This is a genomic window from Streptomyces sp. NPDC059906 (assembly GCF_042730645.1).
In the GTDB taxonomy this organism is placed as follows: domain Bacteria; phylum Actinomycetota; class Actinomycetes; order Streptomycetales; family Streptomycetaceae; genus Streptomyces; species Streptomyces rubrogriseus.
Map to the genome: position 1 here is coordinate 13743 of NZ_JBHWKU010000016.1, position 18463 is coordinate 32205.

An 18463-nucleotide genomic window follows, 5' to 3' on the forward strand; every position below is an offset into this window, starting at 1 on the left:
CGCGGCCGGATGCCGGATGTCACAGGGGCAGGGGGCGGATGTCGACGAGGTTCGCCATGACGAGGGTGGAGCTGAGGCGCTGGACGCCGGGGAGGGAGGCGAGGCGTTCGTCGTAGAGGCGCCGGTACGCCTCCAGGTCGCGAGTGACGACGCGCAGGAGGTAGTCGGGGTCACCGAACAGCCGCTGGGCCTGCACGACATGGGGATTTTCGGCGACGGCCTGTTCGAAGGCGGCGACGGTCTGGCGGTCCTCGTAGCGCATGGTGACGAAGACCAGCGCCTCGAAGCCCAGGCCGAGCGCGGGCGCGTTCAGTGACGCGTGGTAGCCGGTGATCGCCCCGGAGCGTTCCAGGGCGCGCAGGCGCCGGTGGCAGGGGGAGACGCTGAGGCGGACCCGCTCGGCGAGTTCGGTCAGGGTCAGCCGACCGTCCTGTTGCAGCTCCGCAAGAATCTGCCGGTCCACGTCGTCCATGGGGAAGATTCTTCCACGAGAGCGACCGTGCTGGGGAACAATCGCAAGCACCTTTCGCGCAATCTTTCCTAATCTGCCCTGGAGGCCCTGGATGCCTTGGACCCGAAGGCCCTGGCAAGTGTGAGGTGTGGAGACGTGGAGATGGCTGGCATCGCGGCGTTCTGGACGGTGTCCTTCCTGTTGGTGCTCGTCCCGGGAGCGGACTGGGCCTACGCGATCACGGCGGGGCTGCGCCATCGGTCGGTCCTGCCCGCGGTCGGCGGGCTGCTGAGCGGATACGTTCTGCTGACCGCCGTCGTCGCCGCGGGCCTGGCCACCGTGATCGCCGGTTCGCCGACGGTGCTGACCGCGCTGACGGCCGCCGGAGCGGCGTACCTGATCTGGCTCGGCGCCACGACCCTGGCCCGCCCGGCGGCGCCCCGGGTCGAGGGTGGCGAAGAGGGCGCCGGCGCCGGCTCATGGGTGGGCCGTGCGGCCAGAGGGGCGGGCATCAGCGGCCTCAATCCCAAGGCACTGCTGCTGTTCCTCGCCCTCCTGCCGCAGTTCACCGCCCGGGACGCCGACTGGCCCTTCGCCGCGCAGATCGTCGCGCTGGGCCTGGTGCACACGGCCAACTGCGCCGTGGTCTACACGGGGGTCGGCACCACCGCACGGCGGATCCTGAGCGCCCGCCCGGCCGTCGCCACGGCGGTGTCCCGCTTCTCGGGCGCGGCGATGATCCTGGTCGGCGCCCTGCTCCTGGCGGAGCGGCTGCTGGCCCAGGGGTCGGCGGCGCAGTAGCCCGACGATCATGGCGGACTGGGGAATCCGGCGGGCGGGTTCATGATGCGTGAGCGTCTTCCTGCACGCGAACGCAACGGAGTGCGGCTTCCCCGGTGGTCTCCGGATTGGCCGTCATGTGGCCGGAGACGAGGTCCTCCGACGGGACGTCGTCGCCGTCCCGGATGCCTCCCCGAAACGGTGACGCCGGGGGCGCTCAGACGCCGGTGTCCGACCCGGGGGCGGTCCTGCCGGAGGGAGCGGGGCGGGTGCCCGGATACAGAGCGGCGAACAGGCCCCGGGCCGGGGTGCTGCCCGGCCCCCGCCATGCGCCGGAGACCTGGCCGATGGCTCCCTGCGGGAGGGGCGTCGGGCCGTCCGGTGAGGCCCGCAGGATCCTGTGCAGTCGGAGAACCACGCCGTGCGGGAAGGCCAGCGCGGTGCCCTCCCCGTCGTCGGTGACAGCGGCGTGGGCGGGTGACGCCGCAGAGGCGCCAGAGGCGGCAGAGGCGGCAGAGGCGGCAGAGGCGGCAGAGGCGGCAGAGGCGGCGGGGATCGAACCGTCACCGGTGCAGGAGCGGGTGACGTCCCGGTCGGGGGTGTCGCTGATGTTCTGGTCCTGCGCCTCGACTCGGCCCTCCACGAGAGCGAGGAACGCGGCGACCAGCACCGGGTCGTGGCAGCCGTCGTAGGCCCAGCGCCGCCCCAGTACCCCGTGCTCCATGGTGCCGACGAGGGCGTGCTCCATCCCGTCGAGCGGGGCGCCGCGGTAGCTGAGCGGCACCAGGTAGGTGGCGGGATGTGGTGCTCCGGCGTCGGTGACCACGAGGAACTCGATCCCTACCGCACCCCGTGGGTCGTCCAGCCGGAAGCCGCCGGCCTTGGCCAACTCCGGCTCCCCCGCGCCGCCGTGGAACCACGGGCGGGTGGGAAGCCAGGAGGTGAGCAGCTCCAGCTTGGACGGTTCGAGCGCGGTGCGGTGAATGACGGCCATGCCGAAGGATCTCACCCGCTCGCGGAACGGTTGGGAGAGCGGTATGGAGCCGTCGGTCCGCCGCGCGGATGTGTCTGCGCCCGAACGTGATGCCCGAGGTGTGAACCGGCCGAGGTCAGGGGCGCGGGAATGCTGGTAGTCGGGCTACTCGGCCCGTTCGTTCACGTCCTGGAGGAGCACGGCGACGGCCTCGTTGAGGTGGTGGCGTAGCTGGTCGCCGGGGACGTCTTGGTAGTGGTCGGAGAGGAACGTGAGCGGGCCGAACACGGCGCCGAGGACGCAGCCGAGGCGGACCCGGACGGCGGGATCGACACCGGGGTCGGCGAGGAGCCCGGCGAGAGGGGCGCCCTCGTCCTTGAGGAGGGGGCCGATGGCCGGGTCGTCGGCGAAGAGCGCACGGTAGGTGTCCTCGTCGCGTTCGAGGGCGTAGAGCAGCCGGCGTTGGCCGAGGGCGATGTCGATGACCCGGGGGAGGGCCCGCTGCCATGCGGCGGGGTCGGTGCCGGCCACGAGCAGGCGGTCGGCCATGCCCCCTTGGGCATCGAGGGCCCGGCCGACGACAACGCGGGCAATGTCGTCTTTGGTGTGGAAGTGGTGGTAAACGGCGGCCTTGGTGATCCCGAGGGCCTCGGCGATGTGGCGCAGCGAGGTACCCCCGTAGCCCTGGCGGGAGAAGAGGTCGATGGCGGCCTCGACGACCCGCTCCCGCGTCGAAGCCGGGGTCGCTGCCGCTTGGGTCGAGGTCACGGTCACAGCATGTCACATCTCATTCGTTGCCTAGCCGATCGGCAAGTGTTAGCTTGTCGATCGGCTAGCAAATGCTTGTCGATCGGATCGTACGTTTCGAATGTAAGCGAGAGGGAGCCGCCGTGGCGAGCACAGATGAGCCGATCGTCGACGTCAGGGGACTGGTCAAGCGATTCGGGTCGACCGTCGCCCTCGACGGGCTGGACCTGGCGGTGCCGGCGGGCAGCGTGTTCGGGCTTCTCGGGCCGAACGGTGCGGGCAAGACGACCGCGGTGCGGGTGCTGGCCACGCTGGTCCGCCCCGACGCCGGCCAGGTGCGCGTCGCCGGCCACGACGCTCTGGCCCAGCCGGAGCGGGTGCGGGAGGTGATCGGCCTGACCGGCCAGTACGCCGCGATCGACGGGTTCCAGAGCGGGCGGGCCAACCTGGTCATGCTCGGCCGGCTCAGCGGCCTCTCCCACCGCCGGGCCAAGACCCGAGCCGCCGACCTGCTCCACCGCTTCGACCTGGCCGACGCGGCCGATCGGGCCGCCGGCGGCTACTCCGGCGGAATGCGACGACGCCTCGACCTGGCCGCCAGCCTGGTCACCACCCCACGGGTGCTGTTCCTCGACGAGCCCACCACCGGTCTCGACCCCGCCAGTCGCCTCGGGCTGTGGGAGACGGTGACCGATGTCGTCGCCCAAGGGACGACGGTGCTGCTCACCACCCAATACCTCGAAGAGGCCGACCATCTGGCCCACAAGATCGCGGTGATCGACCACGGCCGGGTCGTCGCCGAGGGCACGCCGAGCGAGCTCAAAACCGCGGTCGGAGCCACCGAACTGGTGGTCACCATCGCCCCCGACAGCGATCTGTCCGCCGCCGCCGACCTGCTCGACGCGACCGGGTTCGCCACCCGCCCCATCCAGGTCGACACCGACGGCCGCCGGCTCCGGCTGCTGGCCGGCGAGCGGGCACACATCGCCAGCGACCTGATCGGCGCACTGTCAGGGGCGGGCATCCACGTCGACCTGCTCAGCGCACAAGAGCCCAGCCTCGACCAGGTCTTCTTGATCCTCACCGGTCACGCCGCCACCACCGGACCCGCAACCGACACGGCCACTGCGCCGGCTTCCCGAAGGGTGTCGGCATGACCTCCGCCGCGGCCCTCGCCGACCCGTCTCCGGTCCTGGTCGAACCCCGCCGGCGTAGCGGTGCCCGCCGCCTGCTGGTCGACACCGCCGTCATCGCCCGGCGCAACATCTCCAAGACGCTGCGCGAACCCGAGTCCCTGCTCGACGTGACCGTCATGCCCATCATGTTCATCCTGCTCTTCGGCTATGTGATCGGCCCCGGCATCAGCCTCGCCACCGGGAGCACTCACACCACGACCGAGGAGTTCCACTCCTACCTCATCCCCGGCATGCTCGGCTTCACCATGGTCAACGCCGCCGGCGGCAGCGCGGTGGCCATCGCCGCCGACATGGGCGAAGGCATCATCGACCGGTTCCGGTCCCTGCCCATGTCGCGCGCCGGGGTCCTGCTCGGCCGCAGCATCGCCGACCTCGCCACCTCGGTTCTGGCCATCGCCGTGGTCGCCGTCACCGGCGTGATCATCGGGTGGCGTCCCCACCACGGCGTTGGCGACACCATCGCCGCCTTCGCCCTCGTGCTCCTCTTCGCCTACGCCATCGACTGGCTCATGCTCTGCCTCGGCCTGGTCATCCGCAACGTCGAAGGCGCGGATCAGACCCGCCTCCTGCTGCTGTTCCTCCTCGGCATGGTCTCCACCGCCCTCGTCCCGGTGAACCACCTGGCCGGCTGGCTCCAAGCCTTCGCCTACTGGAACCCCGTCAGCGTCATCGCCGCCGCCACCCGCCACCTGTTCGGCAACCCCGACCCCGCCGCCGCCTCCAGCGCCTGGACCATGCAGCACCCCGTCGCGGCCAGCCTCATCTGGTCCGTCGGCATCACCGCCGTCTTCGCCGCCGCCGCCGTCCGCCTCTACCGCACCCGCGCCGGCCACTAGGTATCGAGGATCGGAGTATCCATGGGCACATCCGCCACCACCCCCGGCACCCTCGGCGATCGGCTTGCCGGCCGGTTGTTCGTCCGAGCCGCCGTCACCGAGGTAGAACCGGTCGCAGCCCGGATGCGCCGCATCCGTCTCAGCGACCCCCGCCTCGCTTCCCTGAGCTTCACCCCCGGCCAGCACCTGAGGGTCCTCGTCAGTGACCTGCTCTCCCTCCAGGCGCTGCGAGAAGGGTTCCGGGACGCGCTGCGGACCTACTCGGTGTGGCACCACGACCCGGCCACCCAGAGCATCGACCTGTGCGTCCTCGACCACGGTGACGGGCCCGGCGCCCGCTGGTCCCGTCAGGTCGCCGTCGGCGACGACGTGTACTTCAAAGGTCCCGAGGGCAAGTTCGTGCTCCGCCCGGCCGCCTATCACCTCTTCGTCGGCGAGGAAACGGCACAAGTCGCCTTCGGGGGCATGCTCCGATCCCTCAGCCCCGACACGCCGGCCCACGGCGTCATCGAAGTCGACGACGAGGCCCACCGCCTTCCTCTGCCCCACGCCGAACAGGTCACCTGGCTGTCCCGTCACGGCGCCGGCGCCGAACGCTCCGCCCCACTCATCCAGGCCCTCCGCTCCCTCCAACTCCCGGACGAACCCGGCCACGCCTACATCGCCGGCGAAGCCAAGACCTGCTCCGCTGCCCGTCAGCACCTGGTCCAGGACCGCGGCTGGCCAGCCCGGTCCACCATCTCGGTCAAACCGTTCTGGACGCCAGGAAAACGAGGCCTCGAATAGACCGACGCAGCCACCTGCACAGGTCGGGCGCGGCGATGATCCTGGCGGAGCGGCTGCTCGCTCAGGGCTCAGCCCCGTAGTGTGACGATCATGGCGGACTGGGGAATCCGGCGGGCTTCGGCGGCGGACGTCGAGGCGGTGGCCGAGTTGCGGGCCCTGGTGCTGCGGGCGGATCTGGAGCGGCTCGGGCGGTACGACGCGCAGCGGGTGCGGCAGCGGTTGCGGGACGGGTTCGTCCCGGCACACACCAATGTGATCGAGGTGCACGGAGCGTTCGCCGGGTGCGTGGCGCTGCGCCCGGCTGAGGGCGCCCACTGGCTGGAGCACTTCTATCTCGCGCCGCGAGTGCAGGGCGGCGGCATCGGCGGCGCCGTGCTGCGCGAGTTGCTGGAGCGGTGCGACCGCGAGGGCACCGTGGTCCGGCTGAACGTGCTGCGGGGCAGTCCGGCCCGGCGGCTCTACGAACGGCACGGTTTCGTAGTGGAGAGCGAGGATCCGGTGGACGTGTTCATGATGCGGGCGCCCGTAGTCTGAGGCGTCATGGGCATACGCATCGAGGCAGAGGTCAGTTACCCGGTCAACGACGAGGTGGAGCGGGTACTGGAGTTGACCGAGGCGGTCGGTGAGCCGGTCACGGTCACGTTCGTGTGGGAGGGGGGTCGGCCCCTGCTGCACGGGGTGCTGGTCCCCGCGGCGACGCTCGCGCTCTGGGAGCACTGGGCGCCCACCGCCTACCCGGCGGGCGACCGGGCGGAGGGGCCCGAGTTGGCGCACCCCGAGGAGTTCGGCCCCTTCACGCTCTTCCGCCGTCGCGTCGGCGGACGTACGGCGGTGGCCCGCGACGGCGCGGTGGTGGCGGAGCTGCTCGACCCCGCGGAGGCGCACTGGCTGGAGGAGCAGGCCCGCAATGTCCGCCAGGGCTTCATGGACCCCAAGCAGAAGGCGGCGTTCGAGGATTTCCTCGCCCGGCAGGCCGCGCGGGGTGAGCAGTAGCGGTCGGCCGGCTACCGCAGACCGTCGACGAACGCCTGCCAGGCACCGGCCCCGACGGTAACGACCGGTCCGGACAGGTTCTTGCTGTCCCTGACCGGGACGGCGCCGGTGGGGCATCCATCGGCAACTTCGACGCAGTCGCCTCCATTGGGGCCGCTGTACGAGGAGGTGCGCCAGGCGGCGCCGTCAGTGACCGTGCACTCGACGCATTCGCCGCCGTTGGGGCCGCTGTAGCTGGACTTACGCCACTGTGTCTCGCTTGGTCCGATCTTCATAGCGCTCCTCCATCACGCGGGCGATCAGCGCCGCCGAGTCCTTCACGGAGAGGGCGGCCGCTTGCAAGTGAGCGTAATTGAGGTTGGCCTCTTTGATGGTGTCTGGGTTGGCCGTCAAGTGGCCGGACATCATGTCCTCCGTATAGAAGACGTCCGGGTGGTCATCAAAGCGGAAGATGGTGAACGCCCCTTCCAAACCGGGGTGTTCACCGACAGACAGCGGCAGCACCTGAATGCGCATCCAGCGATGGTGAGTGAACTCCAACAGATGGGCCAGTTGGCGCCTCATCACGTGGTCGCCTCCGATGGGCCTGTGCAGCACGGCCTCGTCCAGGATCACCAGGGCCACAGGCGGCTTCTCCCAGGCGAGGATGCGCTGTCGTTCCATCCGAGCGGCCAGCAAACTGTCGAGCTGCTCCGGCTTGCCCGTGGCCAACACCGCCCGCGCATACTCCTCCGTCTGCAGCAGCCCGTACACCAACTGCGCCTGGTACGTCGAGATGTACGCCGCCTTCGCCTCCATCTCCGCGTACGGCTGGAACCACGTGGGGAGTTGGCTGCGCAGCACCAGGCCGATCAGGCGGGAGAACAGGCCGTCCGTGCCCAGCGCGGCGTCCACCCGCTCGGAGAAGTCCCGTGTCGGGACCTTCTTGGTCGTCTCGATCTGGCCGACCAGGGAGCCGGTGCAGAAGATGATGTCGCCGAGCTGGCCCTGCTTGAGGCCGTGGGCCTCGCGCTGGCGGCGCAGCTCCCAGCCGTAGTAGTCGAGCGGGGACGCGGTCGGGTCGAGGGACTGGATGTTGGCCACTGCGGCACCTCACTTCGGGACTGCGGACGGCAACGCCTAGCGGCGTTCGTTTCTGTGCGTAGTCGATCGTACGCACCGCGTCGCAGGGTTGTGGCGTGAATCACGTAACCGGTCCGCGGGCGGCGGACGTTGAGAGCCAGTACCACGCCGAGTTCGCCCTGGGCGCGCACTCGGCCCGCCATCTGCGCCGCGTGCTGCGGCTGTACCTCGTCCGCTCGAGCCTCTCGGACGTGGCCGACGCCGCCGAGCTGGCGCTCACGGAGCTGGTCGCCAACGTCGTACGGCACGTGCCCGGACGGCGTGGCCGCGTGTGCTTCCTGCTGCGGCCAGGCGGGGTGCGGGTGGAGGTCGCCGACGGGTGCCCGGAGCTGCCGGTCCCGGCGGCGGCCGACGCGCTGGGCGAGGGCGGGCGGGGGTTGGTGATCGTCGCGGCGGTGACCGACCGGTGGGGTGTCACGCCGTACGCGCGGGGGCGGGGCAAGACGGTGTGGTTCGAGTGCATGGGCAAGGGGGCTCCGTCGTCGCCGCGGCTCTGAACGCCGTAGGTGTACGGAGCGCGCCCCGGCCCGGCGTCACGGCGTCGGTGTGCCGATCCGCAGGCGATTGCCGTCGGGGTCGTGCAGCTCGGTCTCGCGCGCCCACGGGGCGTCCTCCACCCGTACGCCGAACTCGGCGGCGACGGCGTCGACGTCGCGCATGCGGAGGTAGACCAGCGTGTCGGGGCGGGCGTCGCCCTCGTGCTCCGACAGGAACAACCGCATCCGGCCCCGGGCGACCTCCACGAACGCCGGGAATCCCGGTTCGAAGCGGTGTTCCCACTGCCGCGCGAAGCCCAGTCGCTCGTACCAGGCGACCGACGCCGCGGCGTCGGCGACGCGGAGAATGGGGATGACTTCCTCGTCCATGACGCCATCCTCGCACCGGGGCCCGAGCGGACAGTCCCGTCCAGCGACCTGGCGAAACCCGGTTGTGCCCGGCAGGGCGATCGGCTTGGGTTCGTGGGCGTGACCGACTTGAGCGATCTCGTACGTCCCGACCGCTATCCGCGCTCCTCCCGCTACGACCCCGCCTGGCTGCTCGACCTCGACATGGGGCCGAACCCGCTGTGGCTGCTGGAGGATCTCGCCCGGGACCTGGAGCTGCGGCCGGGGATGCGGATTCTCGACCTCGGGTCCGGGAAGGGCGCGTCGTCGGTGTTCCTGGCCCGTGAGTACGGCGCCGAGGTCGTCGCGGCCGACTGGTGGATCGCGCCCGAGGAGGCGGCGGCCGTGTTCGCCGGGGCGGGGGTCGGTGACCGGGTGGAGGCCGTACGGGCCGAGGCGCACGCCCTGCCGTTCGAGAAGGCGAGCTTCGACGCCGTCGTCAGCGTCGACGCGTTCGAGTACTTCGGGACGGCGGACGGCTATCTGCCGTATCTCGTCCGGTTCCTGCGGTCCGGTGGGCAGTTGGGCGTGGCGACTCCCGCCATGACGCGGGAGGTGCGTGAGCTGGGGGCGATCCCGCCGCACATCAGGGACGTGGTCGGCTGGGAGGCGTTGGCCTGGCACACCGCCGAGTGGTGGCGCTTCCAGTGGGAGATCACCGAGCTGGTGGACGTCACCTCCGCGCGCCTGCAACCGGACGCCTGGCGGGACTGGCTGCTGTGGACCCGTACCGGAGCCGCGTACCGGGCGGACGCCCGGGGCACGGACGGCGCAGGCGCGGACGGCGACCGGGCCGTCGTCGACATGCTCACCGCCGACCGCGGCGAGTACCTCTCCTTCGCCCTGCTCACCGCGCGCAAGCGGTGACCGATGAAACGACGAGGCCTCCGGGTGGCCGAAGCCGCCCGGAGGCCTGGTGAGGGGGAGGCGAGGTCCCGCCGCGAGGTCAGACCGCCTCGGTCACCGGTGCCTTCGCCGAGGCCGTGGCGTCGTCGCCGTCGGCCGGGCCGTCGGCCGCCTTCGGGCCCGCGCCCTTGAGCGGGACCTCCTTCACGAAGAACGCCGCGAGCAGCGCGAGGACGGCCACCGCGGAGCCGAGCAGGAACGCGGTGTGGGTGCCGGCGGACACCGCGTGCTGGTAGGCGTCGCGGATCGCCGCCGGCAGCGCGTTCAGCGCGTCCGCCGTCAGCGTCGCCGACTGCTCCGTCGCCTTGGCGCCCGAGCCCGCGGCCCGCTCGGCCATGACGTCCTGGACGCGGTTGTTGAACAGCGCGCCCATGATCGCGACGCCGAAGGAGGAGCCGAGGGTGCGGAAGAGGGTGGTGGAGGAGGACGCGACGCCCATGTCCTTCATCTCCACGCTGTTCTGCGCCACCAGCATGGTGATCTGCATCAGGCAGCCCATGCCGAGACCGACGACGGCCATGTACAGGCCGGAGGTGAAGCGGGTGGTGTCGGTGTCCATGGTGGACAGGAGGTACAGGCCGACCGTCATCAGTGCGCCGCCCGCGACCGGGAAGATCTTGTAGCGGCCGGTGTTGGTGGTGACGCGTCCGGCGACCATCGACGTGACGAGCATCGCACCCAGCATGGGCAGGAGCAGCAGCCCGGAGTTGGTGGCGGACGCGCCCTGCACCGCCTGCTGGTACAGCGGCAGGAAGAGGGTGGCGCCGAACATCACGAAGCCGACGATGAAGCCGATGATCGACATGAGGGTGAAGTTGCGGCTGCGGAAGATGTGCAGCGGCATGATCGGCTCGGCGGCCTTCGTCTGCCAGAACACGAACCCGACCAGCGCGGCGACGCCGATGCCGATCAGCTCCATGATCCGCGCCGAGGTCCAGGCGTACTCGGTGCCGCCCCAGGTGGTGACGAGCACGATGGCCGTGATGCCGATGGTCAGCAGTGCGGCGCCCGGATAGTCGATCCGCGCCTTGCTGCGCTTCTTCGGCAGGTGCAGTACGGCGCTGATGGCGATCAGCGCGATCACGCCGAGCGGGATGTTGATGTAGAAGGACCAGCGCCAGCCCCAGTTGTCGGTGATGGTGCCGCCGACCAGCGGTCCGCCGATCATCGAGAGCGCCATGACACCGGCGATCATGCCCTGGTACTTGCCGCGCTCCCTGGGCGGTATCAGGTCGCCGATGATGGCCATGACGCCGACCATCAGACCGCCGGCGCCCAGGCCCTGGACGGCGCGGAAGCCGATGAGCTGGCCCATGTCCTGGGCCATGCCGCTGAGCGCCGAGCCGATCAGGAAGATGACGATCGACGTCATGAAGACGCCCTTGCGCCCGTACATGTCGCCGAGCTTGCCCCACAGCGGGGTGGAGGCCGCGGTGGCCAGGGTGTAGGCGGTGACGACCCAGGAGAGGTGCTCCAGGCCGCCCAGCTCGCCCACGATCGTCGGCATCGCGGTGCCGATGATCATGTTGTCGAGCATCGCGAGCATCATCGCGATCATGAGGGCGAGCAGGACGACCCGCACGCTCCTCGGCTGCTTTCCGGCGCCGGCCCCGCCGGTCGCCTCCTCCGTTTTCTGCGCCATGTCTCCTACTCCCCCAGCTACCGCTGTGCCACTCGCCACTTACTTGCCGCCCGGCAAGCTGTCTACACTGGGGAAGGTAGTCGCGTAACTAGCCGGGCGTCAAGTAAGTTTTTCGGAAAGTGCGCGGGGCAGGAGGTGCGTAGGAGGATGGGCGGCACAATGAACGGCACCAAGCAGCAGCGACGCCGCGGGGACACCCGCCAGCGCATCCAGGACGTGGCACTCGGACTCTTCGCGGAGCAGGGGTACGAGAAGACCTCCCTGCGGGAGATCGCCGAGCGCTTGGACGTGACCAAGGCCGCGCTCTACTACCACTTCAAGACCAAGGAAGAGATCCTCGTCAGCATCTTCGAGGACCTCTCCCGGCCGCTGGAGGACCTGATCGAGTGGGGGCGGGAGCAGCCGCACACCCTGGAGACGAAGCAGGAGATCATCCGGCGCTACAGCGGGGCGCTGGCCGGCGCGGCGCCGTTGTTCCGCTTCATGCAGGAGAACCAGGCGACGGTGCGGGACCTGCGCATCGGCGAGCTGTTCAAGACGCGGATGTTCGGCCTGCGCGACATCCTCATGGATCCCGAGGCGGACATGGTCGACCAGGTCCGCTGCATCACCGCGCTGTTCACGCTGCACGCCGGGATGTTCGTGCTCCGGGACCTCGAAGGCGACCCCGAGGAACAGCGTGCTGCCGTTCTCGAGGTCGCCATCGATCTGGTGACCCAGGCCCACCGGGGAGCGGCGGGCGAGTAGCCCCGTCCGTCAGACGGTCACGCCCTTGGACTTCAGGAAGGCGACCGGGTCCACGGCCGAGCCGTAGTTCGGGGTGGTCCGGATCTCGAAGTGCAGGTGCGGACCGCTGGAGTTGCCGGTGTTGCCGGACTTCGCGATCGACTGGCCGGTCTTCACGATCTGGCCGATCTTCACGTTGATCTTGGACAGGTGCGCGTACTGGGAGTACGTGCCGTTGCCGTGCTTGATGACGATCGCGTTGCCGTAGGCGGGGCCGTCACCGGCGCCGTTGCCGCCGGCCTTGACCACGGTGCCGCCGTGGGCGGCGACGACGTTGGCGCCGATCGGCACGGCGAAGTCCTGGCCGCTGTGCTTGTGCGCCCACATGCCGCCGTTCTGGGCGAAGCTGGCGCTCAGCGAGTACTTCTTGACCGGGTCGACCCAGGAGGCGGCCTTCTTCTTGGTGGCCGTCTTCTTGGCGGTGGTGGACTTCTTGGCGCTCGCGGCGGCCTTCTCGGCCTTCGCCGCCTTGGCCTGCGCCGCGGCCTGGGCCTCTACGGCGCTCGCGGCGGCGGTGGTGCTGGAGGCCGCCGTGGTGCCGGTGGCGGCCGCGACCCCGGCTCCCAGTGCGACCGAGGCTCCGAGGCCTGCGGCCATCACCGCGGCGCGGGTGCGGATGGTCGTACGGGAAGAACGGGACGTGACACGCGGAAACATTCGAACCTCATGGGGACGGGTGCAGAGGAATGCCCACCGGCGGGACGCACAAGGCGCTCACCGGGCGGGCTCAACCTTGGTAACCCGGCGACCCCGAACCGCACAAAGGTGTGACCTACGACCTTATTTAGTACTTCAGAGGGAAACTTCATGACTCGCGCCAGAGCGGCCATTTTGGACAAAACCAGCTCAGAGCCCCGCGAAGCCCTCCCTCGCCCCCTCCGATATGTCCGTTTTCATGGTTCTTGCGACTGCCACTATTCCCCGTAGTACACCGCAATCGGCCTGTGCGGCACGTCACCGGCGATCATGATCGAAAGACCGGTGAATGTGACCGGGGCTACTCCCGTCCCGGTTAACCCGCCCCCCGTACAAGGGCGTTCACCTAGGCTCGGAGCATGGTCGACGTCACAGCACTCGGGGCCCGTGTCGCGTCCAGCGCGGTCGTACCGCTCGTCAAGCGGCTCTTCGTCCGGGACGGGCCGGGAGCGGGGCTGGTGGACCGGCCGGTGCGGATATCGGCGCTGGTGTCCTTCCGGGGCGAGAAGCGGGACGTCACGCCCAAGGACGTCGACAAGATCGCCGCAGAGCTGGTCCGCAGGGCGCTGGCCTCGGCCGGGCCGGGTGAGGAGCCCGTGGACGCCGCGGAGGCGGCGGCCGTCAAGGACGCCCTCGCCCGCACGCTCGCCCGGCTCGGCGAGATCACCGTCGAGGACTACGAGGCCGTCGGGCTCGGCCCCGAGCGCTTCGCCCGCGAGCTGGGCGCCGGCGTGCCCCTGGCCCCGTACGGGCTCGGCGAGGTCGGCACGCTGCTGTACGAGCGGCTGCTGCACACCGCCTCGCTGCACATCCTGAACTTCCTCACCCAGCGCTCCACCTACGTCGCCCGCCAGCAGACCGTCCAGACGCAGCAGCTGGCCCGGCTGGTCCAGGCCGTCGACGTCCTGCTGGAACGGCTGCCGTCCCAGTCGGCCGAGGACGCCGGGTTCGAGGAGCGCTACGCGGACCACGTCGCCGCCCGGCACGGCACGCTCACCATCTACGGGCTGGACGCCGGGACCCGGGAGTGGCCGCTGGACACGGCCTACCTGAGCCTGGAGGCGACCCGGCCGCAGGCGGCACGGGACGGGCGCCGGAGCCCGGAGTACCCGACGCTGGCCGCCGAGCAGGTACTCGCCGGTCACGACCAGGTGTTCCTGCGCGGCGTCGCCGGTTCCGGCAAGACCACCCTGGTGCAGTGGCTGGCGGTCACCGCCGCCGGCCGCGTCTACGACCACGGGATGCCCCACCTGATCGGGCGGGTGCCGTTCGTGCTGCCGATGCGCCGGATCGTGCGGCCGGATGCCGAGCTGCCGCTGCCCGGGGACTTCCTGCGGGCGGTCGGCGCGCCCGTCGCGGGCGAGCAGCCGCCCGGCTGGGCCGAGCGCGTCCTGCGGGCCCGGCGCGGGGTCCTGCTGGTCGACGGCATCGACGAGATCGCGGACGACCGCCGGGCCGCGGTCCGCCGCTGGCTGCGCGAGCTGGTCCGGGCCTTCCCGGGGAACCTGTGGCTGGTCACCTCGCGCCCCTCGGCCGTACCGCAGGACTGGCTGGCCGCCGAGGGCTTCCACGAACTGGACCTCGCCCGGATGGGCCGCACGGAGGTCGACACGTTCGTACGGCGCTGGCACCGCGCGGCCGGGGCCGAGGAATCGGTCGGCGAGTCCCTGCTGGCGTCCGTGCGCAGCACCTCGGAGCTGAACGAGCTGGCCACCAACCCGCTCATGTGCGGCATGCTGTGCGCCCTGCACCGCGACCGGCGCGGTTTCCTCCCGCAGGACCGCAGGTCGCTCTACGAGGCCGCGCTGACCATGCTCCTGGAACGCCGGGACCGGGAACGGGAGCTGCACGGCTCCGACGGGGTGCGCCTCGCCTACGCCACGCAGGTGCAGCTGCTGCAGAAGCTGGCGTGGTGGCTGATCCGCAACAGCCGGCACGAGATGGACCGCGACGAGGCGCTCGGCATCGTGAACCGGGCGCTGCCCGCGCTGAACCTGGACGGCGCGGGTGACGAGGAGGTCTACCGCGCGCTGCTACTGCGCTCCGGGCTGCTGCGCGAGCCCGCCGAGGGCCGGGTCGACTTCCTGCACCGCACCTTCCAGGACTACCTGGGGGCCCGGCTGGCCGTACAGGAGATGGACCTCGACCTGCTGGTCAACCACGCGGGCACGGACCAGTGGGAGGACGTGATCCTGCTCGCCCTCGCCCATGCCCGGCCCAAGGAGGCGGAGCACATGCTGCTCCGGCTCACGGGCCTGGGCACCCCGCGCGGGACACTGCTGGCGGCGGCCGGGCTGCGGTACGCGGCCGAGGTGGAGCCGGGGGTCCGCAGGCGGGTGGAGGCGGGGCTGGCGACCCATGTGCCGCCGCCCACCTTCGAAGCGGCGGAGGAAGTGGCACGGGCCGGCGGCGATCTGGTGCTGGGCCTGCTGCCGGGGCCGGAGGAGACCGACGGCCAAGACGCGGCCCTCGTGGTGATGACCGCGTTCCACGTGGGCAGCGAGGCGGCACTGCACTTCCTGGCCCGGTTCCGGGAGCACTCCGACGCCGACGTGCAGCGGCTCCTCGCCGCGTCCTGGCCCAAGTTCGACCGCGACCAGTACGCCCAGGAGATCCTCGCCCACCTGCCCGAACAGTGGGCCGTCGAGGTCGCCACGACCGACGACCTCCACACGCTGCGTTCGCTCGGCGGCTGGCGGCACATCTTCGTCAGCGGTGCCTACCGGGTGGACGACCTGACGGAACTGATCGTCCCGGAGCGCCTCGCGCACCTCACGCTGGAGGCCCCGCACCCCGTCGAGGGGCTGGCCTGGCTCACGGCCTTCCCCGGTCTGCGCACGGTGTCCGTGCTCACGGACCTGGACGAGGCCGTGATCCGGCAGGTGCCGGACGGTGTGGAGCTGCACCCGTCCGCCTCTTTGTCCTCCCAACCCCAGGGGTAACCCACCTTCATGGATGCCGTCGTCCGCACGCCCTCCCGTCTCGCCGCCCCCCTCGTCCACCGGCTCTTCCGCGACCCCGCCCGCCCACCGGTGTTCTCCGAACCGGTCCCCGGCCTCGTCTCCTGGCGCGGCGCCAGGGCCACGGCCACCCCGGACGAGGTCCACCGCACCGCCGCCGACCTGGTGCACCTCGCCGCCGAGCGGCATGCCGCGCCCACCGCCGAACTGGCCCCGGTCGTGGACGTCCTGGCCCGCACCCTGCTCGCCATCGCCGAGGTCGACGTCACCGACGCCCACGCCGTACGGCTGGGTCCGCAGGACTACGCGCGGCGGCTGCGGGGCGCGGTGCAGGGCGCCGACCGGGAGCTGTCGCCGGACGCGGCCTGGTTCCACGACGCGCTGCTGGTGTCGGTGTGCCTGCACGTCCTGCACCACCTGGTGCGGCGCTCCGCCTACCTCCAGCGGCAACTGCCGGGACGGGCCAGCCGGATCGCCCAGCTGGTCGACCTGGGCGACGCGGAGGCGGCGGCCCGGCATGCCGAGCGACCGGAGGAAGACGTGGCGTTCGAGGCCGAGTACGCCGAGTGGGTGGCCCGGCGGCACGGCTGGCTGACCATCGTCGGCGTGGACTTCCCCAACGCGCCAGACCGTTGGCCGCTGGAGGAGACCTACCTGAGCCTGGAGGCGGAGGAGCGCAGCGGCGGAGTGGGCGGCACCGAGGACGAGCAGCGCACCGTGCTGCTCGCGGACCGCGCCCTGGAGGACCACGACCGGGTGCTGCTGCGCGGCGGGGCGGGTTCGGGCAAGACGACCCTGGTGCAGTGGCTGGCCGTGGCCGCCGCCCGGGAGGGCTCCCGGGTCCCCTTCGTGCTGCCCGTGCGGCGTTTCGCCCGCGAGGGCTTCCCGGCCCCGGACGACTTCCTGCACGCGGTCCGGCACCCGCTCGCCGACCGGGCTCCGGAGGGGTGGGTGGTGCGCACCCTGCTCGCGGGCCGGGCCCTGCTGCTGGTCGACGGCATCGACGAGGCGCCGGAGAAGACCCGCGGCGAGCTGCGCGACCGGCTCCGCCGGCTGCTGCGCGTCTTCTCCGGCAACGGCTGCCTGGTCACCTCCCGGCCCTCCGCCGTCTCCGACGGCTGGCTCTCGGGCGGCGGGCTGGCCGAGGAGGACTTCGTCGAGCTGTCGCTGGCGCCCATGTCCCGGGACCGGGTGACCCGGTTCATCCGGGACTGGCACTCGGCGGCCCGCCTGGACGAGCAGAGCCGCTCCCCCGGACCGCGCGAACGCGAGCGGGAGCGCAGCACGCTGGACGAGTACGAGCAGCGGCTGCTGCACTCCGTACGGATCTACCGCGAACTGCGCCAGCTCGCCACCAACCCCCTGATGTGCGGCCTGATATGCGCCCTCAACCGGGACCGGGCGGGCTCCCTGCCCAGCGGCCGCAAGGAGCTGTACGACGCCGCCCTGGAGATGCTGCTCCAGCGCCGCGACCCCGAACGGGACGTGCTGTACGCCGACGACGTGCGGCTCCAGCAGAGCACCCGGGAACGGCTGCTGCAGAAGCTGGCCCACGCCATGCTGGAGGAGGACGCCTCCGAGCTGCCCCGGGAGCGGGCGGTGGGCATCCTGGACGCCGCGCTGCCCGCGATGCCCGCCGCCCGCGCGCAGGGGGACGGCGCGAAGATCTTCCGGCATCTGCTGCACCGCACGGGCCTGTTGCGCGAACGGTCGGGCGAGTCCGTCGACTTCGTCCACCGCACCTTCCAGGACTACCTGGCCGCCAAGGAGATCGTGGCCCGCGGCCGCTTCCCCACGCTGGTGGACCACGCCCACCAGTCCGAGTGGGAGGAGGTCATCCGGATGGCCGCCGCCCACGCCCGCCCCGAGGAGTGCGCCCAGTTCCTGGACCGGCTGCTGGCGCCCGCGCCGGGACTGCGCCGCCCGCAGATCAACCACCGCAGGCTGATGGCCGCGGCCTGCCTGGACCACGTCACCGAACTCGACCCGGCCGTCCAGCGGCTCGTCCACGACCGCACGAAGAACCTGGTACGCCCGACGACCGAGCTGGCCGCCCGGGGGCTCGGCTGGGTCGGCCCCATCGTGCTCGAGCTGCTGCCCGACCCGGGCCAGGTGCCCGACGACCGGCAGGCCCTGCTGCTCGCCTACACCGCGACCCGCGTCCAGGACGACGCGGCCATCGACTACCTGGTCCGGCTGCGCTCCCGCGCCGCCCTGCCGGTGCGCACCGAACTGGCCCGGGGCTGGCGGCACTTCGACACCGAACGGTACGCGCAGGAGATCATCGCCCACCTGGACCCGGACGGCCTCTACTTCCCGGTCGCCGACACCGCCGAACTGACGGCCCTGCGCGAACTCGGCGGGCGGCCGCGCATCCAGGTGGCCGGGGTGATGCGGGCCGAGGAACTCCTCGCGGGACTGCTCCCCGACCAGCTGACCCACCTGTGGCTCAACGCGGAGCTGCCCGACACGGACGTCTCGTGGCTCTCCGGCTTCCCCCGGCTGCGGGTGCTGCGGGTCAATCCCCGGCTGCCGCGGGTGCGGAACGTGCCGGACGGGGTGGAGATCACGGCGTAGGCGCAGGCGCGGGCGCGCAGGTCGGAAGGCTGACTACTGCTCAGTAACCCAATCGTTGCCGTCCGGCCACTTGCTGGGGCAAGCATGCACGCGACAACTTTGCCGTCAGGCATCCGCGCAGGCAGGCA

The 18463-nt window shown here is 71.3% G+C and carries 19 protein-coding genes; 11 read left to right on the plus strand and 8 right to left on the minus strand.

Going from position 1 to position 18463, the window contains the following annotated elements; genetic code table 11:
* Positions 1-19 precede the first annotated feature (19 nt).
* A complete protein-coding gene (locus ACFV9J_RS23595; RefSeq protein ID WP_385356878.1) occupies positions 20-472 on the minus strand; it encodes an Lrp/AsnC family transcriptional regulator in 453 nt (150 codons plus the stop codon).
* A gap of 141 nt (positions 473-613) precedes the next feature.
* Between ACFV9J_RS23595 and ACFV9J_RS23600 the strand changes: the two genes are divergently transcribed.
* Positions 614-1252, plus strand: a complete 639-nt coding sequence (locus tag ACFV9J_RS23600) for a LysE family translocator (RefSeq protein ID WP_385356880.1) — start codon at positions 614-616, stop codon at positions 1250-1252.
* 196 nt (positions 1253-1448) lie between these two features.
* Here ACFV9J_RS23600 and ACFV9J_RS23605 read toward each other — a convergent pair whose 3' ends face one another.
* Complete coding sequence (locus tag ACFV9J_RS23605) at positions 1449-2225, minus strand: 1,4-alpha-glucan branching protein (protein WP_385356881.1); 777 nt, start codon at positions 2223-2225, stop codon at positions 1449-1451.
* Between the two features lie 144 nt (positions 2226-2369).
* The gene (locus ACFV9J_RS23610; protein ID WP_385356882.1) at positions 2370-2972 is read right to left on the minus strand and encodes a TetR/AcrR family transcriptional regulator; all 603 of its coding nucleotides are present in this window, start codon (positions 2970-2972) and stop codon (positions 2370-2372) included.
* A gap of 122 nt (positions 2973-3094) precedes the next feature.
* On the opposite strand from ACFV9J_RS23610, the gene ACFV9J_RS23615 reads away from it, so the two are divergent.
* The 5 genes from ACFV9J_RS23615 to ACFV9J_RS23635 all read left to right on the plus strand — a co-directional run bounded on the left by ACFV9J_RS23615 (position 3095) and on the right by ACFV9J_RS23635 (position 6762).
* Positions 3095-4108: an ATP-binding cassette domain-containing protein gene (locus tag ACFV9J_RS23615; protein WP_385356883.1), complete on the plus strand. Its 1014-nt coding sequence runs from the start codon at positions 3095-3097 to the stop codon at positions 4106-4108.
* The gene (locus tag ACFV9J_RS23620; protein ID WP_385356884.1) at positions 4105-4983 is read left to right on the plus strand and encodes an ABC transporter permease; all 879 of its coding nucleotides are present in this window, start codon (positions 4105-4107) and stop codon (positions 4981-4983) included. The genes ACFV9J_RS23615 and ACFV9J_RS23620 overlap by 4 nt, the downstream gene beginning before the upstream one ends.
* Positions 4984-5004: 21 nt before the next feature.
* Positions 5005-5769 (plus strand): siderophore-interacting protein, encoded by a 765-nt coding sequence (locus ACFV9J_RS23625; protein WP_385356885.1) that lies wholly within the window; start codon positions 5005-5007, stop codon positions 5767-5769.
* Between the two features lie 90 nt (positions 5770-5859).
* A complete protein-coding gene (locus ACFV9J_RS23630; protein WP_385356886.1) occupies positions 5860-6303 on the plus strand; it encodes a GNAT family N-acetyltransferase in 444 nt (147 codons plus the stop codon).
* Between the two features lie 6 nt (positions 6304-6309).
* Positions 6310-6762, plus strand: coding sequence for a hypothetical protein (locus ACFV9J_RS23635; protein WP_385356888.1), 453 nt, complete (start codon positions 6310-6312; stop codon positions 6760-6762).
* Positions 6763-6773: 11 nt separating this feature from the next.
* Here the strand turns inward: ACFV9J_RS23635 and ACFV9J_RS23640 are convergent, their stop codons facing one another.
* Complete coding sequence (locus ACFV9J_RS23640) at positions 6774-7037, minus strand: DUF397 domain-containing protein (protein ID WP_385356889.1); 264 nt, start codon at positions 7035-7037, stop codon at positions 6774-6776.
* Entirely contained in the window at positions 7003-7845 is an 843-nt protein-coding gene (locus ACFV9J_RS23645) for a helix-turn-helix domain-containing protein (RefSeq protein ID WP_385356890.1), read from the minus strand. Before ACFV9J_RS23645 ends, ACFV9J_RS23640 begins: the two co-directional genes overlap by 35 nt.
* Positions 7846-7940: 95 nt before the next feature.
* On the opposite strand from ACFV9J_RS23645, the gene ACFV9J_RS23650 reads away from it, so the two are divergent.
* Positions 7941-8381 carry an ATP-binding protein gene (locus ACFV9J_RS23650; protein WP_385356892.1) on the plus strand — a complete coding sequence of 147 codons (441 nt, stop codon included), beginning with the start codon at positions 7941-7943 and terminating at the stop codon, positions 8379-8381.
* A 36-nt stretch (positions 8382-8417) separates the two neighbouring features.
* Here ACFV9J_RS23650 and ACFV9J_RS23655 read toward each other — a convergent pair whose 3' ends face one another.
* Positions 8418-8750 carry a glyoxalase superfamily protein gene (locus ACFV9J_RS23655; protein ID WP_385356893.1) on the minus strand — a complete coding sequence of 111 codons (333 nt, stop codon included), beginning with the start codon at positions 8748-8750 and terminating at the stop codon, positions 8418-8420.
* Between the two features lie 99 nt (positions 8751-8849).
* On the opposite strand from ACFV9J_RS23655, the gene ACFV9J_RS23660 reads away from it, so the two are divergent.
* A complete protein-coding gene (locus ACFV9J_RS23660; RefSeq protein WP_385356894.1) occupies positions 8850-9635 on the plus strand; it encodes an SAM-dependent methyltransferase in 786 nt (261 codons plus the stop codon).
* A gap of 79 nt (positions 9636-9714) precedes the next feature.
* Here ACFV9J_RS23660 and ACFV9J_RS23665 read toward each other — a convergent pair whose 3' ends face one another.
* A complete protein-coding gene (locus tag ACFV9J_RS23665) occupies positions 9715-11316 on the minus strand; it encodes an MDR family MFS transporter (protein WP_385356895.1) in 1602 nt (533 codons plus the stop codon).
* A 159-nt stretch (positions 11317-11475) separates the two neighbouring features.
* Here ACFV9J_RS23665 and ACFV9J_RS23670 point away from each other — a divergent pair, with 159 nt between their 5' ends.
* A complete protein-coding gene (locus tag ACFV9J_RS23670) occupies positions 11476-12063 on the plus strand; it encodes a TetR/AcrR family transcriptional regulator (protein WP_385356897.1) in 588 nt (195 codons plus the stop codon).
* Between the two features lie 9 nt (positions 12064-12072).
* Here the strand turns inward: ACFV9J_RS23670 and ACFV9J_RS23675 are convergent, their stop codons facing one another.
* Entirely contained in the window at positions 12073-12759 is a 687-nt protein-coding gene (locus tag ACFV9J_RS23675; protein ID WP_385356898.1) for a M23 family metallopeptidase, read from the minus strand.
* A gap of 398 nt (positions 12760-13157) precedes the next feature.
* Between ACFV9J_RS23675 and ACFV9J_RS23680 the strand changes: the two genes are divergently transcribed.
* A complete protein-coding gene (locus ACFV9J_RS23680) occupies positions 13158-15740 on the plus strand; it encodes an NACHT domain-containing protein (RefSeq protein WP_385356899.1) in 2583 nt (860 codons plus the stop codon).
* A 9-nt stretch (positions 15741-15749) separates the two neighbouring features.
* The gene (locus tag ACFV9J_RS23685) at positions 15750-18335 is read left to right on the plus strand and encodes an NACHT domain-containing protein (RefSeq protein ID WP_385356900.1); all 2586 of its coding nucleotides are present in this window, start codon (positions 15750-15752) and stop codon (positions 18333-18335) included.
* The last annotated feature ends 128 nt before the right edge of the window (positions 18336-18463 follow it).